The sequence below is a fragment of the Kitasatospora sp. NPDC059599 genome, assembly GCF_042735125.1.
Classification (GTDB): domain Bacteria; phylum Actinomycetota; class Actinomycetes; order Streptomycetales; family Streptomycetaceae; genus Kitasatospora.
Window position 1 is genome coordinate 61,332 of sequence record NZ_JBHWCL010000001.1, and the last position, 24,472, is coordinate 85,803.

General features: G+C 74.4%; 23 protein-coding genes. 13 read left to right on the forward strand and 10 right to left on the reverse strand.

The annotated features are described in order from the left end of the window. The first annotated feature begins 452 nt into the window (after positions 1-452). The 3 genes from ACFV04_RS00225 to ACFV04_RS00235 all read left to right on the forward strand — a co-directional run bounded on the left by ACFV04_RS00225 (position 453) and on the right by ACFV04_RS00235 (position 4,284). The gene (locus ACFV04_RS00225; RefSeq protein ID WP_380525754.1) at positions 453-1,691 is read left to right on the forward strand and encodes a cytochrome P450; all 1,239 of its coding nucleotides are present in this window, start codon (positions 453-455) and stop codon (positions 1,689-1,691) included. A gap of 95 nt (positions 1,692-1,786) precedes the next feature. After that, the gene (locus ACFV04_RS00230) at positions 1,787-2,308 is read left to right on the forward strand and encodes a carboxymuconolactone decarboxylase family protein (protein ID WP_380525756.1); all 522 of its coding nucleotides are present in this window, start codon (positions 1,787-1,789) and stop codon (positions 2,306-2,308) included. Positions 2,309-2,541: 233 nt separating this feature from the next. Beyond that, positions 2,542-4,284 carry a penicillin-binding transpeptidase domain-containing protein gene (locus ACFV04_RS00235; protein ID WP_380525758.1) on the forward strand — a complete coding sequence of 581 codons (1,743 nt, stop codon included), beginning with the start codon at positions 2,542-2,544 and terminating at the stop codon, positions 4,282-4,284. Positions 4,285-4,361: 77 nt separating this feature from the next. Here the strand turns inward: ACFV04_RS00235 and ACFV04_RS00240 are convergent, their stop codons facing one another. After that, positions 4,362-4,928: a hypothetical protein gene (locus ACFV04_RS00240; protein ID WP_380337435.1), complete on the reverse strand. Its 567-nt coding sequence runs from the start codon at positions 4,926-4,928 to the stop codon at positions 4,362-4,364. Positions 4,929-5,145: 217 nt separating this feature from the next. On the opposite strand from ACFV04_RS00240, the gene ACFV04_RS00245 reads away from it, so the two are divergent. Next, positions 5,146-6,207, forward strand: coding sequence for a hypothetical protein (locus ACFV04_RS00245; RefSeq protein WP_380525760.1), 1,062 nt, complete (start codon positions 5,146-5,148; stop codon positions 6,205-6,207). Positions 6,208-6,289: 82 nt separating this feature from the next. Then, positions 6,290-6,874, forward strand: a complete 585-nt coding sequence (locus tag ACFV04_RS00250) for a GNAT family N-acetyltransferase (RefSeq protein ID WP_380525762.1) — start codon at positions 6,290-6,292, stop codon at positions 6,872-6,874. A 97-nt stretch (positions 6,875-6,971) separates the two neighbouring features. Here the strand turns inward: ACFV04_RS00250 and ACFV04_RS00255 are convergent, their stop codons facing one another. After that, complete coding sequence (locus ACFV04_RS00255) at positions 6,972-7,412, reverse strand: nitroreductase family deazaflavin-dependent oxidoreductase (RefSeq protein WP_360252426.1); 441 nt, start codon at positions 7,410-7,412, stop codon at positions 6,972-6,974. 236 nt (positions 7,413-7,648) lie between these two features. Between ACFV04_RS00255 and ACFV04_RS00260 the strand changes: the two genes are divergently transcribed. After that, positions 7,649-8,332 carry a TetR/AcrR family transcriptional regulator gene (locus ACFV04_RS00260; RefSeq protein WP_380337443.1) on the forward strand — a complete coding sequence of 228 codons (684 nt, stop codon included), beginning with the start codon at positions 7,649-7,651 and terminating at the stop codon, positions 8,330-8,332. Positions 8,333-8,401: 69 nt separating this feature from the next. Here the strand turns inward: ACFV04_RS00260 and ACFV04_RS00265 are convergent, their stop codons facing one another. The 3 genes from ACFV04_RS00265 to ACFV04_RS00275 all read right to left on the reverse strand — a co-directional run bounded on the left by ACFV04_RS00265 (position 8,402) and on the right by ACFV04_RS00275 (position 10,781). Further along, complete coding sequence (locus ACFV04_RS00265; protein WP_380525764.1) at positions 8,402-9,679, reverse strand: RNA polymerase sigma factor; 1,278 nt, start codon at positions 9,677-9,679, stop codon at positions 8,402-8,404. After that, on the reverse strand, positions 9,676-10,047 hold the full coding sequence (locus tag ACFV04_RS00270) for a YciI family protein (protein ID WP_360251888.1): 372 nt from the start codon (positions 10,045-10,047) through the stop codon (positions 9,676-9,678). Before ACFV04_RS00270 ends, ACFV04_RS00265 begins: the two co-directional genes overlap by 4 nt. A gap of 248 nt (positions 10,048-10,295) precedes the next feature. Further along, positions 10,296-10,781 (reverse strand): DUF6210 family protein, encoded by a 486-nt coding sequence (locus ACFV04_RS00275; protein WP_380525766.1) that lies wholly within the window; start codon positions 10,779-10,781, stop codon positions 10,296-10,298. 50 nt (positions 10,782-10,831) lie between these two features. Between ACFV04_RS00275 and ACFV04_RS00280 the strand changes: the two genes are divergently transcribed. The 5 genes from ACFV04_RS00280 to ACFV04_RS00300 all read left to right on the forward strand — a co-directional run bounded on the left by ACFV04_RS00280 (position 10,832) and on the right by ACFV04_RS00300 (position 15,026). Then, positions 10,832-12,472, forward strand: coding sequence for a hypothetical protein (locus ACFV04_RS00280; protein ID WP_380525768.1), 1,641 nt, complete (start codon positions 10,832-10,834; stop codon positions 12,470-12,472). Between the two features lie 11 nt (positions 12,473-12,483). After that, positions 12,484-12,891: an Imm7 family immunity protein gene (locus ACFV04_RS00285; protein ID WP_380525770.1), complete on the forward strand. Its 408-nt coding sequence runs from the start codon at positions 12,484-12,486 to the stop codon at positions 12,889-12,891. Between the two features lie 161 nt (positions 12,892-13,052). Then, a complete protein-coding gene (locus tag ACFV04_RS00290) occupies positions 13,053-13,778 on the forward strand; it encodes a DUF2625 family protein (RefSeq protein WP_380525771.1) in 726 nt (241 codons plus the stop codon). Between the two features lie 69 nt (positions 13,779-13,847). Next, positions 13,848-14,417, forward strand: a complete 570-nt coding sequence (locus tag ACFV04_RS00295; RefSeq protein WP_380337458.1) for a hypothetical protein — start codon at positions 13,848-13,850, stop codon at positions 14,415-14,417. A 252-nt stretch (positions 14,418-14,669) separates the two neighbouring features. After that, positions 14,670-15,026 carry a hypothetical protein gene (locus tag ACFV04_RS00300; protein ID WP_380525773.1) on the forward strand — a complete coding sequence of 119 codons (357 nt, stop codon included), beginning with the start codon at positions 14,670-14,672 and terminating at the stop codon, positions 15,024-15,026. A gap of 145 nt (positions 15,027-15,171) precedes the next feature. Here the strand turns inward: ACFV04_RS00300 and ACFV04_RS00305 are convergent, their stop codons facing one another. The 5 genes from ACFV04_RS00305 to ACFV04_RS00325 all read right to left on the reverse strand — a co-directional run bounded on the left by ACFV04_RS00305 (position 15,172) and on the right by ACFV04_RS00325 (position 21,771). Beyond that, entirely contained in the window at positions 15,172-15,897 is a 726-nt protein-coding gene (locus ACFV04_RS00305; protein WP_380525775.1) for a hypothetical protein, read from the reverse strand. Positions 15,898-16,079: 182 nt separating this feature from the next. After that, positions 16,080-17,210, reverse strand: a complete 1,131-nt coding sequence (locus ACFV04_RS00310) for a nucleotide disphospho-sugar-binding domain-containing protein (RefSeq protein WP_380337464.1) — start codon at positions 17,208-17,210, stop codon at positions 16,080-16,082. A gap of 28 nt (positions 17,211-17,238) precedes the next feature. Next, positions 17,239-18,621: an acetyl-CoA carboxylase biotin carboxylase subunit family protein gene (locus ACFV04_RS00315; RefSeq protein ID WP_380337466.1), complete on the reverse strand. Its 1,383-nt coding sequence runs from the start codon at positions 18,619-18,621 to the stop codon at positions 17,239-17,241. Between the two features lie 218 nt (positions 18,622-18,839). Then, positions 18,840-20,945, reverse strand: coding sequence for a PEP/pyruvate-binding domain-containing protein (locus ACFV04_RS00320; RefSeq protein ID WP_380525777.1), 2,106 nt, complete (start codon positions 20,943-20,945; stop codon positions 18,840-18,842). 334 nt (positions 20,946-21,279) lie between these two features. Further along, a complete protein-coding gene (locus tag ACFV04_RS00325; protein WP_380337470.1) occupies positions 21,280-21,771 on the reverse strand; it encodes an FBP domain-containing protein in 492 nt (163 codons plus the stop codon). A gap of 394 nt (positions 21,772-22,165) precedes the next feature. Here ACFV04_RS00325 and ACFV04_RS00330 point away from each other — a divergent pair, with 394 nt between their 5' ends. Continuing rightward, positions 22,166-22,969: a glycerophosphodiester phosphodiesterase gene (locus ACFV04_RS00330; RefSeq protein ID WP_380337472.1), complete on the forward strand. Its 804-nt coding sequence runs from the start codon at positions 22,166-22,168 to the stop codon at positions 22,967-22,969. 107 nt (positions 22,970-23,076) lie between these two features. Then, a complete protein-coding gene (locus ACFV04_RS00335; protein WP_360252432.1) occupies positions 23,077-24,390 on the forward strand; it encodes an MFS transporter in 1,314 nt (437 codons plus the stop codon). Positions 24,391-24,472 lie beyond the last annotated feature (82 nt).

Sequence of the window (24,472 nt, forward strand, 5' to 3'; positions counted from 1 at the left end):
GTTCGCCGACGGCTCGCCGGCGGTCCGGAACCCGCCCTGGTTCCCGGAGTCCTGGGTCCGCTGGTCCCCGGTCTGCCCGCCGTTGCCGTTCTGGCCGTTGTCGCTCTGGCCGTTGCCGTTCTGACCGCTGTCGCTCCGCTGGGCCGAGGCGGAGTCGCCGCCACCGCCGCCGCAGGCCACCAGGGCCGGTACGAGCATGGCGACCGCCAGCCATCGGGCCTCTCGGCCGGACCTGCCCCCTCCGATGTGCCGGGTCCCGGGCATGCGTTCTCCCATCCGCGCAGCGAGCGGGGCCGGTCGGCCCCGCCGCACGGTACCCGTTCGCACACGGCGGGACCGGGCGCCGCGCGGGCCCCGGCCCGGCCCGCCACCCGCCCGGCGCAGCCTCCCCGGCACGCGACGGCATAGAGTCACAGCGGACGTACCGTCAGCAGCCCGGAAGGACCACACCCGTGAGCACGGACACCCGCCCGGTACCGGAACTGGACCCCGCGGCCGTCGAGCAGTGGCGGGCCGAAGGGGCCGAGCTCGTCGAGCTGCTGGCCCGGGCGCAGCGCGCCGTCGGCGGGCTCGCCGCGGTCCGGCTCGGCCCGACGCCGACCGTGCTGGTCACCGACCCGGAGGCGGTGCAGCACGTCCTGGGCCGCCACCCGGACCGGTACGTCAAGCGCTCCCACCGCGCCCGGATGCTCGTCGGGGACGGCGTGCTGTCCGCCACCGGGGACGCCTGGAAGCGCCAACGGCGCCTGCTGCAAGCGCAGTTCACAGGACCGGGGATGCGCAGGTACGAGCAGCGGATCGCGGCGGCCGCGCGCCGGACCGCCGACCGCTGGGAGGGGTACCGGCGCAGCGGGGAGGTCTTCGACGTCGGCGAGGAGATGCGCCGCTTCGCCCTGGACACCGTCTGGCGGGCACTCACCGGGCTGCCGCTGGACGACCGGACGGACCACGAACTCCGCTCGGTGGAACGGGTGGTGGCCGCCATGCCGAAACTGCCGAGCAACGCGGCGGACGCCCGCGACGCGGTCGCCGGGGACCTGGCCCGGGTCGACGCGGTGGCGCACGCCGCGATCGAGGCGGCGCGGTCGGCCGGCCCGGTGGCGGAGCCGGGGGTGCTCCGGGTCCTGCTGGAGGCGGGCGACCGGTTCCCCGAGTACACCGACACCCTGATCCGCGACGAACTCGTCACCCTGCTCGTCGCCGGGCACGAGACCACCGCCACCACGCTGACCTGGCTCTTCCTCCTGCTCGACCGCCACCCCGGGGCCCGGACCGCCGACCCGCAGGCGCTGGTGAGCGAGACCCTGCGGCTCTACCCCTCCGCCTGGCTGCTCCCCCGGCACGCCGTCGAGGACGACGTCGTCGCCGGCCACCGCATCGCCGCCGGAACGGACGTGCTGGTCTGCCCGTACCTCACCCACCGCGACCCGGCCCTGTGGCCCGACCCCGAGCGCTTCGACCCGGCCCGCTTCGCCCCCGGCTCGGAACGCCCCGGCCACCTCGGCGCCTACATCCCCTTCGGCCTCGGCGCCCGGGCCTGCCTGGGCACCCAGTTCGCGCTGCGGGAGACCACGGCGCTGCTCGAACTCCTGCTGCCGGCGGGCACAGTGGAGTTCCGCGCCAGGCCGGCGGGCGCCGCCTACAGCATCACCGTGCGGCCGGACGGACCGACGCCCGCGGTCCTGCGCTGAGGAACGGGTGGGTCCGCGGTGTCACACCACCGCGCCGGGATCCGTCGGACCGGTGACGGCACCCGCCGATCACCCGATCCGAGAGGACCGCACCGATGACCGACCGAACGATCACCGACCGACCGATCACCACCGAGATCCCGCTGCGCCCCCGCATGGCGCAGGACCCGGTGCGGCTCGTACCCGAACTCGCCGAGGTCTCGGCCGCGTTGTTCAGGGCCACCGGCAACCGCTCGGTGCCCCGCGGCACCATCGGCCTGGTCCAGCTGCGGGCCGGTCAGCTCGCCGGGAGCACCTACCTGACCGTCCTGCACACGGGTCTCCTCCGCAAGGCCGACGAGAGCGAGGAGCGGATCGCCTCGGTGGCCACCTGGCAGGACTCGCCGTACTTCACCGCCGCCGAGCGGGCCGCGCTCGCCCTGACCGAAGCCGCCCTCCGGCCCGCCGGGCAGGGGGAGCGGGTCAGCGACGCGCTGTACGCCGAGGTCGCCGGGCACTACGACGAGAAGGCCCTGGCCACCCTGATGATCGCCATCGGCCAGGTCAACTTCTTCACGCCCGTCGCCCTGATCGCCAAGCCCGTCCCGGGCCGCGCGTTCACCGACCCCTGGGCCTGACGGCCCCGGTGGCCCCGGTGGCCGGTTCCGTCCGGCCCACCGGGGCCGCTCCGCCCGGCGGGCCGTCCCACTGTCGCGATCACCCGCCCCCGCATAGGCTGGTCCGCGCCCGAACGGATGCGCGACCAGCCGTCCGGGCCGCGGGCCGGGACGCCGGAGGGGGCAGGTCCGCACGACACGCGGCACCGCGCGCCACCGCGGGGTGCCACGAAGGACACAGGGGGGACGAGGAAATGCGAGAGGACCGCGAACCCGACGGGTACGCCGGATACGCCGAGCTCGACGACCACGACGTCGAGTCCGAGGAGGAGGGGGCGCAGGCCCCGCGCCGCTCGGGCGGGCGCCGGGCCGTCCTGGTGGCGGCGGGCGGGGTGTTCGCCGCGCTGCTCGCCGTCGGCGGGTACGGCGCCTACACCATCGTGGACGCCGTCTCGAACGGCAGCGGCTCCCCGGGCGGCAGTGGCGGCCAGGGGTCCGAGACCGCGGCGAAGGGCCCGCAGGAGCCGCCGACCGCCCAGCAGGCCGAGGCGGCGGGGAAGGAATTCCTGGCGGCCTGGGGCCGCGGGGACGTGACCGCCGCTTCCGCGCTGACGGACCGGCCGGAGACCGCGCGCGCCGCGCTGACTGCGTTCCGCGAGAACGTCCCGACGCGCGCGTTCGCGCTGACCGGGACGGGCCCCGCGGCGTCCGGCACGCCGGCCGAGCCGGCCCTCGGCTTCCGGGTGAAGGCCGAGTTCGAGGGCGCGACGGGCGCCTGGGAGTACGACAGCGCGCTCAGCGTGGTCCGGGCCCAGGACGGCCGGGCCGTCGTGCACTGGGTGCCGACCGTGATCCACCCGCAGCTCGGCCCGGGCCGGACGATCGCCGTGAAGGCCCTGCCGGACCCGGTGTCGAAGCCGGCCGACCGCAACGGCAAGCCGCTCGAAGGCTTCCCGTCGCTGAGCGCCGTGCTGCCCCAGATCGCGCCCGCCGACGGCGCGGCCGTCGTCACCGGGCGGGCCGTGACGGTCTCGGGCGGCTCCGGGAAGGAACCCGAGCAGCTGTTCGTGCTGACCCCGCCGAGCGCGCCGCAGGTCAAGCTCACGCTGGACGCCGACCTCCAGCAGGTCGCCGAGGAGGCGGTCAAGCAGCAGTCGGCGGGCGGCAAGCCGGCCTCGCTGGTGGCGGTCCAGCCGAGCACCGGCGACATCCTCGCGATGGCCTACTCGCCGAGCGGGTTCAACCGCGCGGTCGCGGGCGGGCAGCCGCCCGGCTCCACCATGAAGGTGATCACCTCCGCCGCGCTGCTGGAGGCCGGGGTGACCCCGGACACCGTGGTGCCCTGCAAGGACACCACCTACTCCCCGCGCCCCTGGCGCAACGACGACCCCGGCGACTTCCCCGCGTACACGCTCACCGACGACTTCACCCACTCCTGCAACACCGGCTTCATCGACAAGGGCCTGGAGAAGCTGCAGCCCGGCACGCTGGCCACGGTGGCCCGCGAGCAGTTCGGCCTCGGCCTGGAGTGGCACATCGGCATCCCGAGCCGGGACGCCACCATCCCGCTGCCGGGCACCAAGGACGAGGCCGCCGCCGCGTACATCGGCCAGGGCCGGGTCCAGGTCAACTCGCTGCTGATGGCCTCGGTCGCGGCCACCGTGCAGAGTGGAACGTTCCGCCAGCCCGTCCTGCGGGAGGACGCCAAGCGCGTGTCGGCGCCCGGGAAACTGCCCGCCGACGTCGCCCGGAACCTGCGCGCGATGATGGCGAAGACCGCCACCCAGGGCACCGCCCGTGCCCCGATGTCCGGCCTGTCCGGACAGATCGGCGCCAAGACCGGCACCGTCGAGGCCGGCGGCAAGGCCACCAACAGCTGGTTCATCGCCTACCGCGGCGACCTCGCCGTCGCCGCCGAGGTCGAGGGCGGCGGCCACGGCAACAGCGCGGCCGGCGTGGCCGCCGCCCAGGTACTGAAGGCGGGCGGCAAGGGCTGACGCCCACCCCCGCGCGACCGCGGCCCCGGCGCGACCGCCGGAACCCGTGCTGCGGTCGCGCGGGGCCGACCGCCGGGCTACCGCGCCCCGGATCGCCAGCGGGGCGCCTCGTCGTCCGGGGTGTCCGGGCTGGCGAAGTGGAACGGGACGGACAGGTGCTCGGCCAGGGCCCGGCCGGCCCGCTCGGCGGCCTCGGCGGCGGCGAGGCGTCCGGTGGTGACGCCCTCCCGGTCCAGCCAGCGCCTGCCCGAGGTGGTGGTGACGGTCGCCAGCGACCGTTCCTCCGCCGGGTCCTCGGTGACCGCCACCAGGACGGTGAACCAGTCGTGGACGGTGTCGCCGTCCCAGATCACCTCGACCGCCACGATCCGGCTGCCGGACCCGGCGGCGCGGCGGGCCAGCGACTCCAGGTCGAGCGGGCTGTCCGGCCTGTGGGCGACCCGGTCCCCGTAGTGCTGGTAGCGGTCGCCGGCGATCATCTGGGCGGTCCCCACGCCGATGCCGTCGGACCGGAAGCCGATGTCGGTGATGACCCGTACGGCACCGAGCAGGGCGTCCTGGAGGACGTACCCGTCGATCTCGTCGCGGATCCCCTGCGGCAGTCCCTCGAACCACGCTTCCCTGGCCGCCTGGTGCATGGCCATTCCCGGCCCCCTTCCCCCCAGCCCCACAGCCCCACAGCAGGGCGCCCACGGTAGGGCCCCGCGCCACTGTAGCCGGACCGGAAAACCGCTTGCGCAGGCGGAGTTCGGGTGCCACCATCGGCGCCATGATCACGAGAATCGAGCCCCTCACCCGCTGGTGAGCGCGACCTCCGGGCCCCCGTCGCCCGAACTCCGACCCAGTCTGTACGAGCACGCCGTGCGCCTGCACCGGCTCACACCGGACGGCCCGCTCCCCCGCGACGGGGAGCCGTACCCGGACGACGATCGGCCGCGCCCCGAGGCGCCCGAGGACCGGCGGCAGGCGGGCGTCCCGGTCGCCCGCGTGCTGGACGAGCACTTCGCGAAGCCGTCCGGGCCCCGGGCACTCGCCGACGCCGTCCGGGACCTCGACGTCCCGATCCACCCCAACGACGACATCGCCGCAGCCGCCCGCCGGGCCGACGCCGAACGCGTCCGGCATACAGGGCGGTGGCTGGTGCGCCACGGGACCTCCGAGGGCACCGTCACCGTCGGGCTCGCCCTGCTCGCCGAGGCCGGCACGACGGACGACGCCCCACTGATCCGGACCATCGGACTGCTGTCCAACACCTTCGGGCCGCTCGCGGCCCGCGCCCTCGAACGCCTCGACGGCGGTACGGAGCAGTTGCTCTGGCTGGCCGACCGGGTCACCGGCTGGGGACGGGTCAGCGTCGTCGAGGCGCTCTGCCGGCTCGACGACCCGGCCGCCCGCCCCTGGCTGCTGCGCAGGGCGATCGACGGCGACTTCCTCAACGGCTACGTCGCGGGCAAGGTCGCCATCGCGGCCCGACTGCACGAGGCGGCCACGGAGTTGGGGCGGGACGTCGAACTGCTCGACCACACCGGGCGCCTCCTGTCCATGCTGACGCACAGCTCGGGCATGGGGATGACCCTGCGCCACTACCCGCACGCCGCAACCGTCCTGACAGCCCACGCCCGTCACGTCGGCGGCGCGCCGCCGACCGTGCGGCGCTTCGGCATCGTCGCCACGCTGGCGCTGCACCTGGCCACCGAACCGGTCGAGGACTCCGGCTGTACCGAGGCCCGGCGCGACGCGCTCCTCGCCTCCTACTGCGCGCTCCTCGACCGCGAGGACTGGTGCGGGACGGCCCGCGCCGCCCTGGCCGCGGGCGACGACTGGCTCCACTGGTTCGCGGGCCACAGCGCGTCCCGGCTGCCCCTGCGGGCCTTCGAGGGCCGGCGGACGGCCACCGACGACCCCGGGGAGGAGAACCGATGACCCGGACGACCCGCACGCACTCGGCGGCGGAGGCGGTGCGCCCACCGGGCGAACTCCACGCCGCCCGGCCGGAGCTGCGACCGTGACCGCGGCCGTGACCGCGGCCGGCGGAACGCCGCCGCCCGCCACCGCACTCCGCCCGGCCCCCGCACTGGTCGACCCGACCGCCCGGCTGCGGACGTCCTTCCTGGCGGCGGTGGCCGAGTACCGGGCCGACCCCGGCCGCCCCGTCCCCTGGTTCGTCACCGACGTCGACCCGCCGGCGCTGACCGACGCCGCCGCCTTCGACGCGTACGTCACCCGACTGCTCGCCGAGCGCACCGAGGCGGGCGCACGCCCGGACGCGGCCGTGCCGATGACGACGCTGTGGTGGGCCGACGGCACCGACCTGCTCGGCAGGATCGCGGTCCGGCACCGCCTGACCCCGCGACTGGCGCGGATCGGCGGGCACATCGGCTACGACGTGCGGCCGGGCGCCCGACGCCGGGGGCACGCGACGGCGATGCTCGCCGCCGCCCTGCCGGTCGCCGCCGCGCTCGGCATCGCGGAGGCGCTGCTGACCTGCGACGAGACGAACACCGCGTCCCGGCAGGTGATCGAGGCCAACGGGGGCCGGCTCACCGGCTCGGACGCCGGCAAGCTCCGCTACCTGCTGCCGACGGCCTGAGGGCGCTCGGCCGCGCCCGGAACGGCCGGCAGTCGGTCGCCGGTCACCGGTCGCCGGTCACCGGTCACCGGCAGACGGTCGCCGGTCGAGTGGCCGCTCAGTGGCGGGTGAGCCGGAAGACCGGGTATCCGGGGGCGACCCGGAGCAGGTCCTCGGCCGGGGCGTCCGGGCCGATCCCGTCGAAGAAGTAGCCGACCTCCCACTTCCAGTGGCGCAGGTAGGCGCGCAGCACCTCCGGCTTGTCGGCGTCCGGGAGTTCGACGGCGTGGAAGGCCTCGGTGCGGCGCCCGACGCGCAGTTCGCCGGTGCCGGCGACCCGCAGGTTGCGGACCCACTGGGTGTGGCCGCGCGGGGCGACCAGGTAGCGCTCACCGTCGTGGGTGAGCAGGTTGACCGGGTTGGTACGCCACTCGCCGCTCTTGCGGCCGCGCACGGCGAGCACCCGGGAGCCCCAGAGGCTGATGCCGGCCCGGGTGAGCGCGGCGACCGCGTCGTTGAGCAGCCGGAGGGCGACGGCGCCGAGGCGGGTGGTCGGCATCACCACCCGGGTGGCGGGGTCGGCCGGCTGCCGCTTCTTCTCCGGGTTCTCGTTCCGGGTCATCGGTGTCCCTCGATTCCGTGAGGCTGTGCGATTCCGCGAGGCGCGCGACTGCTGATCCTTTTCGAGAGCACTGCTCTCGCTTCGACGTCTCCAGCATGACACCGGCGGGCGATCCGGGCAAGAGCAGTGCTCTCACTTGTGTGCACCGATCCCCCCTGTGGCAGGCTGTCCCCATGCCAGCGATCCGGACCGCCCGCGAACGGGCCCGCGAGGAACTCACCCGCGAGATCAAGCAGGAAGCGCGCCGCCAACTCGCCTCCGTCGGCGCCCAGCAGCTGTCGCTCCGGGCCGTCGCCCGCGAGCTGGGCATGGCCTCCTCCGCGCTGTACCGCTACTTCGCCGGCCGGGACGAGCTGCTCACCGCGCTGATCATCGACGCCTACGACGAACTCGGCGACGTCGCCGACCGCACCCTGGCCGGGGCCGCGCAGGACACCCCGCGCGACCGCTGGTGCGCCCTGTGGTCCGCCACCCGCGACTGGGCCCGCGCCAACCCGCACGAGTTCGCCCTGGTCTACGGCACCCCCGTACCCGGCTACTCCGCGCCCCGCGCCACCGTCGAACCCGCCGCCCGGCTGCCCCTCGCCCTGCTCGGCGTCGTCCGCGACGCCCCCCTGCGGCCCACCCCGCCCGGCCCGCCGCCACGGGGCGCCCTGCCCGACCAGCTCAGCGCGCTCGCCGCCGCCCTCGCCCCCGGCCTCCCCCCGCACGTCCTCGCCCGCGCCGTGTCGGCCTGGGTCCAGCTCGTCGGCCTGATCGGCTTCGAACTCCACGGCCACCTGGTCGGCTCGCTCGACCCGGCAGGCGACCTGGTCGCCTGGACCGCCGAGCAGACCGCCGACGCCCTCGGCCTCTGACACCCGTCGGCGCCGCCGGCACCCGCCCGGACCGCGACCACGGACCCGGCCCGGCCACGGGCGCAGGCCTCAGCCCGGCCGCACCCGCCCCGCCCGGCCCTCCAGGTACCGCTGCTCGGCGAGACTGGGCGTGGCCCGGCCGGCACGGCGGTAGTGCTCGTACGCCCCGGCCGGGTCGCCGCCCTTCTCCAACAGGTGCGCCCGGACCGACAGCAGCCGGTGGTGCCCGGCCATCCGGGCGTCCGCATCCAGGGTCGCCAGGAGCGCCAGCCCGGCCTGCGGGCCCTCGACCTCGGCCAGTGCGACGGCCCGGTTCAGGGTGACCACCGGATTGGGCGCGACCCGCTCCAGGATCAGGTAGAGCCCGTGCACCTGCCGCCAGTCGGTGTCCCCGGCGGAGGCCGCGTCGGCATGCGTGGCCGCGATCGCGGCCTGCAGCCGGTACGGCCCCAGCGACGGCACGGCCAGCGCCTCCTTGACCAGCGCGGTGCCCTCGTCGATCAGCGCACGGTCCCACGCCGTACGGTCCTGCTCCTCCAGCGGGACCAGATCACCGGCGGCCGTCGTCCGGGCCGGCCTACGGGCGTGGGTCAGCAGCATCAGCGCGAGCAGCCCGGCCACCTCGCCGTCCCCGGGCAGCTGCGCGTACACCGACCGGGTCAGCCGGATCGCCTCGCGCGCGAGGTCGGCGCGGTCCAGCTCCCCGCCCGACGACGCGGTGTACCCCTCGTTGAAGATCAGGTAGAGCACGTGCAGGACGACCCGCAGCCGCTCCTCGCGGTCGGCGTCCCCGGGCAGGCCGAACGAACTGCCCGCGGCCCTGATCCGCTGCTTGGCCCGGCTGATCCGGGCCGCCATCGTCGCCTCCGGCACCAGGAAGGCGCGGGCGATCTCCGCCGTGGTCAGCCCGCCGACCGCCCGCAGCGTCAGGGCGGTCTGCGAGGCGGCGGTCAGCGCCGGGTGGCAGCACAGGAACAGCAGCAGGAGCGTGTCGTCGGTGTCCGGCACCTCCTCCGGCACCACCTCGGCGGCTGCCGTCGCCGACTCCCGCTCGCGCCGCGCGCGGTCGCTGCGCACCTGGTCGACCAGCCGCCGGGAGGCGACCGTCACCAGCCAGCCCCGCGGATTGTCCGGCACCCCCTCGGACGGCCACTGCACGGCGGCGGCGAGGACCGCTTCCTGGACCGCGTCCTCGCACCCCTCGAACCGGCCGTACTTCCGCACCAGCGTGCCGAGGACCTGCGGCGTGAGCCCACGCAGCAGGTCCTCGATGCCCGGTCCTCGCCCTGGTGCCGGCGGGATGGGTGGTGCCGGTGCCGGTGTCGGTGGTGGTGTCGGTGCTGTCATGCCTCCAAGTTTCCGTCGGAGAACATCACCTGTCGCACCTCGACACCCAGGCCCTCGATCCGGGTGTCCGGGATCCGGGCCGCCAGCGCGACCGCCCGGTCCTTGTCCTCGCAGTCGATCAGGTAGAAGCCGCCCAGGAACTCCTTCGCCTCCAGGAACGGCCCGTCGGTCACCACCGGCTGCCCGTTGCGGACCGTCACCACGGCGGCCTGCGACGGATCGACCAGCGCCTGCGTCAGGATCAGCTCACCCGACTCCTTCAACTCCTCGATGAACCGGCCGTGCCCGACGCCGATCGCCTCCTTCTCCTCGTCGGTCAGCGCGTCCAGCACGGCCGGGTTGATGTGCAGGCTGATCAGGAACTTCATCTCGTGACTCCCTCGGGTGTACGGGCCTCGGCAGGGCCCTCCGGACCGTGGTCGGAGCCGACGCCGCAGTCTTGACGTCCTCCTTGACGTCCTCCTTGACGTCCTCCTCGACGTCCTCCTCGACGTCCTCCGCCGGAGAGGCCTGCACGGATTCTCCCGCGGCCGGCCGGGAGTGCCCCGGCGGGCCCCCGACGCGCCGCCGTCCGTGAACTCGCCCCCGCCGTAGGTGGGTTCCCGCAACGGGCCGGTCAGTCGGAGTTCTCCCAGACCAGGACGCCCGGGCCGTCGGGAGTGACCACCGGGACCCAGGCCTCGGCCAACTCCGCGAGCCTGGACTCGTCCAGCACGAGGGAGGGCGGGTACGGCTCGTCGTACCGATCCGCACCGTAGATGCCCAAGTCGTCCACGAGGGAGCGCAGTCGGGCCGGCTCGTCGGGCTGCCACACCCGGCCGCGGGTGCCGTAACCCTTCAGCTCGCCGACGAAGAACGCCTTCAGGTCCGTGTCCGGGTCCGTCCCGTAGTGCGGGGACAGGTAACCCTCCTGCTCGTACTGCGCGCAGGCGTAGCCCCCGCACTGGGTCCGGTAGACGACACCCGTGGGCGCCGCCACGATGACGAACACCCAGCCCCCGCCGCAGCCGTCGGGGTCGAGGTAGACGTGACGTTTCGGAGGGCCGCTCCGGCCCGGGTCCGTCATCGGGTCTGCCGTCCCGTCCGTCATCCGGTCCGTCATCGGGTCACTCTCCGGTGTGAGTCGGTGCCGGTCACTGAAAGGATGCCCCAATGCCTTCCTCCTCCCGTACGGATTCCGCTCCTTCGGGCTCCCCGCTGGTCGAAGCCCGGCTGCGCGGCGTCGCTGCCAACCCCGGCGCGCCGTCCGGGGTCCTCCTGCGCCTGCTGGACCCGTCGGCACGCCCGGCGTGGCGGACCCTGTGCGAAGGGCGCGCCCTTCCGGCGGAGGTCGTCGAGGCGGTGCTCGCCCACCCGGACCGCGCGGTGCGCGGCGCGTTCGCCCGCAACCGGTACGTGCCGCCCGAGCAGCGCGGCCGGCTGGTCGACGACCCCGACGCCCTGGTCCGGGCCCGGCTGGCGGGCGGACCCCGTCCACGCTTCGGCACCGTCGAAGCGCTGCCCCCCGACGTGCTGGAAACCCTGATGACCGCGCGGGACGGCGAGCACCCGGACGGGCTGCTGACCGCCGCCGAGATCGCCTCCGAGCTGGACTTCTCCCAGCAGATCCCGCACGAGTTCCACCGCCGGATGCTCCACCACCCGAACCCCGGGCTGCGGGCGAAGGCCGCGGGCCAGTGGCTGTGGCTCACCGCCGCGCAGCGCGAGGCACTGCTCGCCGACCCCGAGCCCGCGGTGGCCGAGGCGGCGCGGCGGCACAGGCGGCACCTGGACCCGGCGGCGATGGAGGCCGACCTGCCGGAGCAGGACTGCCACGCCCGGAACCTCCTGCTGATCAACTACGCCGTCTCCCCCGCCGTGGCGCAGCGCTGCCTCACGGACGGCCGCGACCTGTCGTCGCTGGCCCGGAACCCGCACACGCCCCGCGAGTTCCTCACCCGCCTCGCCCGCGACCCCGACCCCGACGTGCGCGAACGCGTCGCCGCCCGAGCCGACGCGGACCCGGCGCTGCTCGCCGAACTGGCCCGGGACCCGGTGGCCGCCGTACGGACCCGGGCCCTGCTGCACCCCCTCCCCCGCACCCGGCCGGAACAGCGGGCCATCGACCGGATCATCGGACTGCCGGCCGAACGGGTCGGCCCCGTCGGCGAGATGTTCGTCGAACCGGAGCCGGGCTGGTACGAGGCGTGCGCGTCCTCCCCGGAGCCCGTCCTGCGCCGGGTCGCCGCGACCTGCTCCCGGCTGCCGCGGGACGTGGTGCAGCGCCTGGCCGAGGACCCGGACGAGGACGTGCGGCACATCCTCGCCTACAACCACCCGCTGGCCCCGCCCGCGATCGTCCTCGACGCCTTCCTCGCCACGCCCGGACAGCGCCCCTACCTGCTCACCCTGGCCCGGCTCCCCCGCACCGGGCTGGGCCCCCTCCTCGACCACGAGGACCCCGAGGTGCGCGCCCTGGCCGCCGCCGACACCGGCCTCGCGGGGCCACCCGTCCGGGAACTGACCGACCCGGACCCGCGGGTCCGACGGGCCGCGGCGGCGAACCCGCTGCTGCCCCTCGACCTGCTCGAACGCCTCCTGTCCGGCCCGTCCCTCCCGGACGGATCGCCGCCGGCCTCGGCCTCGGTCTCGGCCTCGACGCCGGCCTCGATCCCCGCCCCGGTCTCCGCCGACCCGGCCCTCGTCGAGGGCGCGGCCGCCAACCCGGCCCTGTCCGCCGAACGCCTCCACGCCCTGCTGGACGGCAGCGGGCTGCCCACCGGCGGGAGCCGGCCGGTGGACACCGATCGGTAGGCTCCGGTGCCATGTTCGAGTACCACGGGTGGATCAACGTCCTGGAGACCGCCGAAGCCGAGGACGACGACATCCGCGTCGTCGAAGCCCGACTGCGGGAGATCGCGGACGGCATCCGGCGGCGGATCGACGACCTCGCCTCCCCGTACCTGCTCGACCTGCGGTGGATGAACGGGTCGCTCTTCCTCCACCTCGGCGGCCAGGCGAACCACCGGGCCCCGTCGCTCCTCGACCTCTTCCGCGAAGTCGGCGAGCGCGCGCCCGGCTCGTACGGCCTGCTGCACGTGCGCGACGACGAGGACGGCGCGCACGGGAACGACGTCCGGGTCCTCCGGATGGTCCGGGGCCGGGTCACCGAGCACACCGAGGCGCTGCTGTCGCCGTGCATCCCGGTGCTGGAGGACCCCTTCGCGGGCTGAGCGCACGCCGGTCCCGGTCGGCGGACCGCCCGGGACGCCCCTGGCTGCCGGTCCGTCAGTAGTCGGGCAGGTCGAAGGCGGTGGCGTCCTCGCGGCGCCGGTGGCGATCAGGGCGTGACCCCGCCCGCCGCAACACCCCGGCGCGGTGCGATCATCCTCGGATGCGCGCGATCGACGAACTGACCGAGGTGGACGATCCGGCGTGGCCGGAGCTGCAGGCGGCGCTCGCGGGGAGTCCGGTGCCCGCCCGGGTGCTGCCCGCCGACCGCGAGGAGGGGCGCCGCTGCCTGCTGCAGCTGCAGGTCACCGCCCGTTCCGTGCTCGGCTCCCTGGTGCTGAACACCGGCGGAATGCTCCTGGACCACGGCTGGGTGCGCGTCTTCGGCGGCGGCCCGGCCGCGGCGGGCGGCCTGCCGAGCCTGGGGCAGGTCAACGGGTTCCCCGGCGCGTTCGACCCGGCCTGGCACCCGGCGGCCGGTCTGGTGGTCGGCCACGACGCCGTGGGCGGCGTCTTCACGCTCAACGGCCACGACCCCGCGGCGGCGGGCCGTCCGGGCGTGCCTGGGCAGATGACCTACTTCGCCCCCGACACACTGGAGTGGGAGGCCCTGGACATGGGCCACTCCGCCTGGGTGTCCTGGCTCCTCTCGGGCGGCCCGGAGGCGTTCTACGAGGGGCTGCGCTGGCCCGGCTGGCGTACCGAGGCCGGGGAGCTCGCCCCCTCGCAGGGCATCACCGTCTACCCGTTCCTGTGGTCCGAGGAGGCGCAGGCGGACCTCTCCGCCACGACCCGGCGGGCCGTGCCGATGCGCGAAGTCCTCGGGGTCGCGGCCGAGTTCGCGGGACGGCTGGGGCCGGGCGACCCGGGCTTCCTCGGCGCCGTGTAGGGCGGGCCGCGGCATCGGATGGCGTAGTACTTCTCGCGCCGCCCATGGGGGTTGAGAAGACTGACCAGCGTGTCCTCCACCGTGAACGCCGGAACCTCCCGCCACGAGCGGGTCCTTGTCGACGCGCTGCGGGCTGCGGCCTCACGCGGCGCGCTGACCGCCGAGGCCGTGGTCCTCGCCCAGGGGCTGCTGCAGAGCCCGTCCCCCTGGCCGGCCGGCATGCCCCGCCGGGGCAACGGCGGCGCCAGCTTCCGCAACGCCTGGCGCATCGCGCGCAGGTCGCCCGCCCTGGCGTACGTCGAGGGCTACGTGATCGAGGGCGACGGCGCCGTGACCCACCACGCCTGGTGCGTGGACGGCGACGGCCACGCCCTCGACCCGACCTGGCCCGACGGTCGCGCCCGCGCCTACGCGGGCATCGGCATGGCCCTGCCGTGGGTCGCGGCCGTCCAACTGCGCACCTGCACCCGGACCCGGTTCCCCGGCGTCCTGGACCCGGCGGTCCAGCACACCCGGGACGCGGACCGCGTCCTGACGTACGGCGTTCCGGTGGAGGCGCTGCTCCGGCTCGGCCGGGAGCTGCCGGCCGGATCGGTGTCCCGCCCGCCGGGGGCCCGGCTGCCCGACCTGGTCGCCTGAGCCGACGGTCGGCCGCCGGGGTGAACGGGCAGGGCGAACGGGCGGGGCCAACAGGCGAGGTGGACGGGCGGAGTGGACGGGCGGAGTGGACGGGGCCGGAACCTGAGCGGACGTACGGGCGGGCCGCCGGGCACCTCCGGGCCGTACCCGGCGGGTCGCGGGTCGGACCCCGCTCCACCGCACGGCACCGACAACTCGCCTCCCCCGCAGTAGGCTTCCGCAGGAGTGCCGTCGACGGGGAGGGTCGGAATCATGCTCGGCTGGTGGATCGGCGTGACGGAACTGTCCCCCGAGGAGATCGACCGGGCCGGCCGCGAGCAGTTCCGGGCGGCGCTCCTCGCGACGTGGGAGGTCGGCGTGAGCGGGATCGGCTGGGTCGAGGAATTGGTGGCCGCGGGCAAGGCCGAACAGCTGCTGCACGGCGGCTACCCGAACCGCTACACGGCCCGCGCGGAGCACGTCCTGCCGCTGTTCGCCGCCGGCGCGGTGCCGGGTGCCGGTTCCGGGCCGTTCTCCCGGGTGATCCGCGCGATGGAGTCGGATCCGGAGCGGATCGCCGCGTGTCCGGCCGACCGGCTGTTGACGATCCAGGCCTGGGACCTGTCCTGAGTTCGCCGGGGTAGGTGACGGCGGGCACGGGCGCCTCGGGTGTTCGGCGCTCCGGGCTCAGCGCTCCGGGTCTTCGGCGCGCCGGGTCTTCGGCGCGCCGGGTCTTCGGCGCGCCGGGCTCAGCGCCCGTGCCCCGAGCCGGAGTTCACTTCCAGACATCGGGATCGGCGAGGCGGGACGGCGGCCGGGTCCCACCGGCGACCGGTGGTGCCCAGGGCCCGGCAGCGGTCGTCGCCGACGGCGGTAGCGGTGGCGGTGGCGCCCAGGCCGTCGGCTCGGGCAGGAATTCGAACGGGTGGCCGCCCCGGTCGATGACGACCGTGCCGCTGCGCCCGGCGCTGGTCCAGTCGAGTTCGAGGTGCCAGTCGACCTCGGACGACGAGCGGGGTGTGATCGCGAACAGCTCCGGGTCGCCGTTGGTGACCGTGTAGGGGAAGTCGGGAACCCCCGGAGATGCCACGACGAGCAGCGGGGGTTCGGCGTCCAGGTCGACCTCGAAGCCCCGCTCCCCGAAGGACTCGCCGATCCCGGCGGTGAAGGCAGCCGGACGCGCCGGCCTGCGCGCGTCGATGACGGGCCGCAGCCCGCGCAGCACGACCGCCTGCGCCGTGAGCCCCTCGACCAGCACCTTCACCCCGACGCAGACGTTCCTCAACCCTCGCTCGTCGGCCTCGTAGGAGACGCAGTTGCTGCTGGTGCCGAACAGCTCGACGGAGACCACCGGCGCCACACCCGGGTGCCGAACGCCGTCGGACGCCACGTGGATGTCACCGATGATCATGTCCGCCTGGATCACCGGGCCGTTGACCTCGCCGCTGATCCGGTTGACGGTTCGGAAGCCGCGCGAGTGCTCCGGGTCCTGCTCGGGCATGTCTGGTTCCTCCCCCGTCCGACGGCCGGACCGCTTCGGCCGGACCGCTCGGTCGGCAGCCTCGCACAGGGACGGCCCGACCGGAAGTGGCCCCGTCGGGAGGCCCGGAGTGGCCCACGGGGCCCGGTCGGCAGGGGTCCCGGCCCCCGCCGACCGGCCTCGGGCGGTGTGTCCCGGCGGCCTCAGCCGGCGAGGCCCGCGAGGCGTTCCGCCACCTCCACCGGGCCCGGCATCGCCGCGATCTCGGCGCTGACCTCGCGGGCCGTCCCGGCCAGGGCCGCGTCGGTGAGCAGCCGGTCGAGAAGTTCCGGGCCGATCTCCTCGGCGCCCGCACTGAGACCGGCGCCGCGGTCGCGAACCGCCTCGGCGTTGATGAAGCGGTCGGAGCCGTCGGGCAGGGCGAGTTGCGGGACGCCCGCGTCGAGGGCGGCGAGCGCGGTGCCGCTGCCGCCGTGGTGGATCGCGGCGGCGCTGGTGCCCAGCAGGGCCCGCCAGGGCACCCAGCCGTAGGCGTGGACGTTGTCGGGCAGGGTGCCGAGCGTGGCGAGGTCGAGTTCGCCGGTGGCCAGGACGAAGTCGGCGTCGACCTCGGCGGCGGCCGCGATCACCCGCTCGATCCTGGTCAGGCCGTCGGTCTTGGGCGGTACGGTGCCGAGCGTGACCGCCACCCGCGGGCGGTGGGCGGTTGCGGCCAGGGGCTCGGGGAGGGCGCCTTCGCCGTTGTAGGCGACGGGCCGCAGCGTGCAGCCGTACCGTTCGGCCCCGGCCATGCTCGGCGGGGCGAGGTCGACGGTGGTGGCCGGTTCGGGCAGCGGGTCGATTCCGTGTCGGGCGAAGGTGTCGGCCATCTCCGTGAGCATCAGCGCGCGCAGCCCGGGGGTGCGGACGAACCCGAGGTCGTGCTGGACGGCGGGCACGCCCAGGGCGGTCGCCGCGAGGAGGGCGACCGGGAACAGGTACTCGTGGACCACCAGGTCGGGCCGCCACCGCGCGGCGAGGTCGACGGTCGCGTCGGCCACCCTGCTGTTGACGTGGGCGGCCAGCGGGACGAAGGCCTCGCGGTCGGCCGCGTTGGTCTCGACGACCCGCCGCATCAGGTCGGGCCGCTCGGTGCGGCCAGCCTCCCGGATCTCCCGGCGCCAGTCGACGCCGGGGGCGAGCGGCAGGTAGGGCAGCCCGGACTCGGCGACCGGCTCGCCGCCGTCCATCGAGGCCACCGCGACCTCGTGGCCGAGTTCGCGCATCGCCCGGGCCAGCGGGACCAGCGGGAAGAGATGGCCGACGCCGGGCGCGCCGGCGAACAGTACACGCATCGGATTCCTCAGCAGGGGACGGACGGGATCAGCGGTCGGCGGCCGGGTCGGCGGCCTCGGCGGCGGCGCGGTGCAGGGCCGCTTCCAGGCCGTTCAGCACCGCGTTGCAGTCGCGCTGCAGGGTCTCGGCGTCGACGGCGCTGAGCAGGTAGACCCCGAGCCAGTTGCGCGAACCCGCGGAGGGGTCGAAGGCGGGCACCGGCTGCCCGGCCGGCATGGCGAAGCCGGGGACGGCCTCGATGGTGCTGCCCGGGGACAGCAGGCTCGACCAGTCCACGGCCCGGGGGTTCCACACCGGCCGGGTGCGCCAGGGCAGGCCGAACGCGTCGGCCGGGACGACGGCGACCGAGGCGGCGGCCCGGACCCCCTCGGTGAGCATGGCCTCGGGGTAGTCGACCGGCTCGCCGAGCAGCTGGCGGACGAGCATCCCGATCGGGTCGAGTCCGAACACCTCGTGGACCTGCCGGGTCGTCAGCAGGCCGCCGAAGCGGGCCGCGGTCTCGATGACCACCAGCTCGCCGTCCTTCATCAGCTTGAGCTCGGTGTGGGTGCCGCAGTTCTCCAGGCCGAGCGCGTCGACGGCCTGCCGCGAGACCTCCTCGATCCGGCGCTGCAGCGGCACCGCCATGACGGAGGGCGAGGTACTGGCCACCTCGACGAAGGACGGCACGGTCGGCAGTTTGGCGGTGATGGCCAGCGGACGGTACACGCCGTCCGCGACGATCCCCTCCACGCTCACGTAGTCGCCGTAGCCGGGCTCCTCGTACCAGCCCTCGGTGGATCCCTGGGCGATCTCCTCGACCAGTCGGTCCCGGTCGGTGTCCGGGGCGTAGAGCTCGTTCATGCCGACCCGGCTGCCGGCCTGCAGTCCGCGCTCGATCTCGCCCCACGCCGGGGCGGCGTCCGCGGCGGAGTCGAGCACGATCTGGGCGACCGAACCGGCGCCCCAGGCGGGCTTGAGCAGCAGCGGGGGCGTGAACTCGGCCAGCGCGGCGTCCAGGTCCGCGAGGCTGTCGACCCGGCGGAACCCGGGGATCGGCACCCCTGCGGCGGCCCAGGCCTCCCGCATCAGCCGCTTGTCACGGGCCCGGACGATCCCCTCGCCCGGTCCGGCCAGGCCGAGCCGGCTCGCGGCGTGCGCGACGGCCAGCACCGCGAACTCCGAGAGCGTCAGCACCGCGTCGGCGCCGATGGACTCGGCGTGCTCCACGATCAGGTCGACCAGGGCGTCGCCGCGCGGCGCCTCCGGGACCAGCTCGATGCCGGTGCAGCGGGGCCGCCACACCTCCTCGGCGGTGGTGGGCAACGGCGCCAGCGCGAGGACGTGCAGTTCCCCGCAGTCGGCGATCCGGGGGAAGGCGTACTCGAGCGGGGCTCCGCCCTTGACGTAGACGTACAGGATCCGTTTCACGGTGCTTTCTCCTGAAGGAAGTTCACTCGGCCCGGGGCACGGTCGGCCCCGGGCCCGGTCGGCCGGTGCGGCCGCGGGTGATGTGGTTGCGGCTCGGTGCGGCCGCGGGTGATGCGGTTGCGGGCGGTGCGCTCGCGGGCGGCGGCGGGCGCACGGCCGGGCGGGGGCCACCGCCCGGCCGTGGGTCGGCCGGCCGTGGCGGCGCGCCCGGCCCGGGGTCAGCCGGCGGTGCGGAAGGGCCGCAGCTGCAGCAGGTTGACCCGGTCGCCCTCGATCGCCCACTCGATGTCGATCGGGGCGGAGTGGCTCTCGTCTGGCGAGAAGTGCGACTGCAGCAGCCGGCTGATCAGGGCGAGCCGGCCCACGACCTCCTTGGTCGCGGTGTCCAGGTCGGCGGCGGCGGTGCCCAGCGAGACGGTGCGGCTGCCGCCCTCCATGGTGTTGCAGAGGTACTGGAGCGGGGCTCCCTCGCCGGTGACCACCTCGGTCACCGAGCGCGGCGAGATGTTGAGGTAGACGCTGCGGAAGTCCTGCGGGCTCAGCGGGTTGCAGGTGACCAGGACGCCGCCGACGGTGGCGCCGACCTGTTCCTGGACGACCACGCCCATGCGGCAGTGGTCCAGCGGGATGCCGGCCTGGTGCCGCAGCCGTACGGCGCGCGGCGACAGCAGCGAGGCCCACACCTCCCGGACCGCGTCGGCGACCGCGTCCGTGCCGCTGACGTGCGCCACCGACTCGTAGAGTCCGGCGGCCGAGAAGCCGGCCAGGTCCTCGGCGTTGGAGGAGCTCCGGACGACCAGGACGGGCGCGCCGTACAGGTGCCGGTCGAGTGCCCGGTCGATCTCGGTGCGGACCGGGTCGGGCAGCGGGGTGGTGCGGATCAGCCGCTGCGCGTCGAGGCAGAGTCCGTCGACGCCCGCCGTCCCGTCCCGGGGCGCGGGATCGTCCCCGAGCGCGGAGCCGCCCCCGAGCACGGAGTCGTCCCCGGGCACGGAGTCGTCCCGGAGCGCGGAGTCGAGCCGGTCGAGGGCCTCGCGCAGTTCCGGCGAGGAGTCCAGGAAGCGTTGCTGGAGGGAGAACGGCAGCACGATCCCGCGCGGCACGTGGGCGTACTCCTTCACCAGGCGCTGCGCGGCGCAGTCCAGCTCGGCGGTGTCCGCGTCCTCGGGGAGGCCGAGTTGCCGGGCGAGGTAGCGCAGCAGGTTGTCGCGGGGCGGCCGCGGGACGCGGTAGAACCCGAGCCAGCGCGGGGAGCCGTGCTGCAGCAGGTGGGTGAGTTCGCCGAGGTTGGCGGCCTTGGTGCCGAAGCGGACGTGGTCGCCGGCCCGCAGTTCGGTGAGCGGGGTGACGGGGGTGGGCGTGAGGTCGGGCAGGTCCACGGTGACCCGTTCCCCCGGTGCCGGTTCCGGCCGGTCGCCGGCCGCACGCGGCGGCGCGGCGTCGAGGTGGAGGTCGGTGGCGTCGGTGTCGACCCGGTAGTGGACCCACCCGCCGGCCAGTCCGGCCCGCTCGATCCGGTCGAGGGCGCCGATGCCGACGGCGTTGGGGATCCGCCACCCGGCGGCCATCACGTTGATGTGGGAGAGCGGGGTGGTGTGTTCGGTGTGGATGATGCCGGACACCCGGGGGACGTCCTCGGGCACCCGGGGCATCACCACGATGTCGTGCCACGCCAGCGGCTCGGGGTCGGCCCGGTACTCCGCCTCGGAGCGGAACACCCGCAGCCGCCCGTGGGCCTGCCCGGGGTTCAGCGGCACGAACGCGGCCGTGGAGTAGAGCTCGTGGGACAGGACGCGCGGTATCTCGCTCTCCGGGATCGCGGCGACGTAGCCCTCCTGCCGGTGGTTGGCCGGCTTGAGGACCAGCGGCAGCGACGGGTCGATGTGCTCGCGGACCCGGTGGTAGAAGGAGCGCAGCAGGTCCGCGGACATGGTGTCGACGTCGACGGTCTCCAGCGAGAGGAAGGCGTCGGCCGCCCGGCCGTCGTCCGTTTCCGCGGCCGAACCGCCCCGGGTGTGCAGGGCGAGGGTGCCGAGTTGGAAACGGCGGTCGGGATTCCGGTAGACATCGTCATTGAACGAATCAAGCCGACCGGCGAGTTCGTCGATCGTCATGCCGAGGATCTCGCACGCGATGTAGCGGACGTGGAGTGTGCCGTCCGCGCCGTCGATGAAGTGCAGCACCGACTCGGCGCGGTCGAGCACGATTTTCACATAGGGGTAGCCGCCGACGTTGCCGGCGAGCTCGGAGAACTCCTGGAGGGTGAGACTTCCGCCGGTCAGGCGGGGCCGCGTGGTCGCTTCGTTGCGATCCGAACGGGTCATGCGCACAGTTCAGCCATTCGTCATCGTGTACACGATCGGTGTGCACCAGGTCAGAAGGTGGTACGGCTACACACACACTGCCATCAAATCCGAACTTCTGACGAATAGTCAGGTGACATCAAGCCACTGCGCAGCATTTCGGCCATGAAATCGGCCACTGTCAAAAAGCGCGACGGGTATTCCCGCTGTGGCCGAGGTCACAAGATAAAGACACCCGAGCGATCGCGGGGTGCGAAATGCCCCCGAAATGTTGATTCCTGCACGACCCCTGGCATGGAAGTCCGCCCCGCCTGAAACTGTGTCATGTCCAGTATCAGAAGAAATCATGCACGGGTCATGCCGTGACCTTCGCGATGAACGCGGCGAGATTGGCGACGGATCGCCGGACCTTCTCCTCCCGCGTGAGCGACTCGTGTACGACCACGCCCGCGCCGGCATCCTTCAGCCCCCGGACGTACAGCGGGCAGGCGAGGTCGCTGCAGATGTAGGCCCCCACGGAGTTGCCCTGCTGCCCGGCCCTGCCCGCCTTCGCGGCGACCATCAGCGAGACCCCGCCGGTGTGGGTGGTCACGCAGATCGAGCACATGCTGCGCCGCGCCTGCCAGGAGGCCGCGGCGGGGCTGCGCAGCGCGACGGCCACCGGACGGCCGTCCAACTCGGTGGCGAGGTAGGCCCGGTCGGGGGCCTGCGGGTCCCGCCAGCCGAGGAAGTCGAGATCCTCCCAGGGGCGTTCGGCCAGGTCGCGGGGGACGTGCAGGCGCTTGGCCTCGCCCTTGGTGCAGTTCAGGAACGCGGCTCGGATCTCGGCTTCGGTCAGCGGCTTCATATGCGTCAGGCTAGTTTGCCTAAATGGTTTAGGCAAACGCATAATCACCGTCGGAGAGGCGTGGCGACGCCACGCAAGGACGCGCAAGGAGGGCCTTCACGCCTCAAGGGGGCGCGGCAACACCCCGACCGGCGGCCCGGGGCCGGAGCGGAGGCGTCCACGGTCGGAGCGGACCGTCGTCGACGCGAACGCACGCAGACGCACGGACGCGGACCCGGACTCACGGGACGCGCGCGCAGGGGCGCGGGCGCGCACGCAGGGGCACCGTCGCGGCAGGGGCGGCGAGGACACGCATTACCGCTTGACAGAGTGCGTAATACTGTAACGCGCGCGCTCCGGGACGGCGGCGGAGCGGACGACGCGGCCTCCCCTTTCCTGCAGCTCGGAGCACCACATGCACGCCTTCCTCGACCATCCGGGGCCGCTGGCCTTCGCCCACCGGGGCGGCGACCTCGGGCATCCCGAGAACTCGCTGGCGGCGTTCGAGGCCGCCGTCGCGCTCGGGTACCGCTACCTGGAGACGGACGTGCACGCCACCCGCGACGGCGTGCTGGTGGCGTTCCACGACTCCCGTCTCGACCGGGTCACCGACCGCGCCGGAACGGTGGCGGAGCTGCCCTGGGAGACCGTCAGGCAGGCCCGGATCGGCGGCACCGAACCGGTGCCGCTGCTGGAGGACCTGCTCGACGCGTTCCCCGGGACCCGCTTCAACATCGACGTCAAGGCGGCACCGGCCGTCGCCCCGCTGGTCGAGGCGGTCCGCCGGACCGGCGCCTGGGACCGGGTCTGCGTCGGCGGCTTCTCCGACAGCCGGCTGGCCGCCGTCCGCGCCGCCGCCGGCCCCCGGCTCGCCACCTCGCTCGGCCCGCGCGAGGTGGCCCGGCTGCGGCTGCGCTCGCTGGCCGGGCCGCTGCTGCCCGGGCGCGGGGCGCCGTACGCCGGGATCTGCGCGCAGGTGCCGGAGCGGCACCGGGGCGTACGGGTCGTCGACCGGGCCTTCGTCCGGGCCGCCCACCGCCTCGGCCTGCAGGTCCACGTCTGGACTGTGGACGATCCCACACGGATCAGGGCTCTCCTCGACCTCGGTGTGGATGGCATCATGGCCGATCGCATCGACGTCCTCCGGGACGTCCTCGGCGAGCGCGGCTGCTGGACGGACGGCAGTACCGGCTCCAGCACGGTGATGGGGAACCCATGAGCACCACGAATTCGGCGACGCACCTGCCGGACGATCCACCGGCCGGCCCGGCAGCCGACCCGGCGACCACCCCGGCGGACGACGCCGACGGCCGGGCCCTGCGCCGGATGCAGTTCGGTTGGTACATCAACGACTGGGCGAACGCCGCCTTCTCCGCCACCGTCCTGACGGTGTTCCTCGGGCCGTACCTGACCTCGGTGGCCAAGAACGCCGCCGACGCCTCCGGGGACGTGCACCCGCTCGGGCTGTCGATCCGCGCAGGATCGTTCTTCCCGTACACGGTCTCCTTCTCCGTGCTGGTCTCGGTCGCGGTGATGCTGCTGACCGGCACCGTCGCCGACCGCACCGGGCGGCACAAGGAACTGATGTGCGGTTTCGCGTACGTCGGGGCGCTCGCCACGGTGGGGATGTTCTTCCTCGACGGCGACCGCTACCTCCTCGGCGGCGCACTGCTGGTGGTCGCCAACATCGCGTACGCGGTGTCGGTCGCGCTGTCCTACGCCTACCTCCCCGGCCTGGCCGCGCCCGACGAGCGGGACGCCGTCTCCTCCAAGGGCTGGGCCTACGGCTACGCGGGCGGCGGACTGCTGCTGATCGCCAACCTGGCGCTGTTCGAGGGCCACGACGCGCTCGGCGTCTCCTCCGGCACCGCCGTGCGGATCTGCCTGGCCTCGGCCGGGCTGTGGTGGGCCCTGTTCACGATCGTCCCCATGCTGCGGCTGCCCTCCCGGGCCGGCCTCACGCCCGAGCGGGCCGCGGCCAAGGCCGACCAGCCCGCCGCCGGGAGCCTGCGCGAACTCGGCCGCACCCTGAAGGGCATGCGCAAGCACCCGCTCACGCTGCTCTACCTCGCCGCCTTCCTCTGCTACAACGACGGCATCCAGACCGTCGTCTCCCAGGCCTCGCTCTACGGCAGCGAGGAACTCGGCATGGAGCAGACCTCCCTGGTGACCGCCGTCCTCCTGGTCCAGGTGGTGGCGATCGGCGGCGCCCTGCTGCTCGGCCGGATCGCCCAGCGGCACGGCGCCAAGCGGACCATCCTGGGCTCGCTGGTCGGCTGGGTGATCACCCTCGCCCTCGGCTACTTCATGCCCGCCCACCAGCCCGCCTGGTTCTACGCGCTGGCCTGCATGATCGGCCTGGTCCTCGGCGGCAGCCAGGCGCTCTCGCGCTCGCTGTTCTCCCACCTCATCCCGGCCGGCCGGGAGGCCGAGTACTTCAGCCTCTACAAGGTCAGCGACCGCGGCACCAGCTGGATGGGCCCGCTGGTGTTCGGCCTCGCGTACCAGATCACCGGCAGCTACCGCTCGGCGATCATCTCGCTGCTGGTGTTCTTCGTGATCGGCTTCGCGGTGCTCGTGAAGGTCCCGCTCCGCCGCGCCATCGAGGCGGTCGGCAACCCGGTGCCCGAACGGCTCTGACGGGCGGTCGCCGGGATTCCCCGGCCATCCGGTTCTCCGGTCATCCGGTCCTTCGGCCATCCGGAGGGCCGGATTTCCTTTT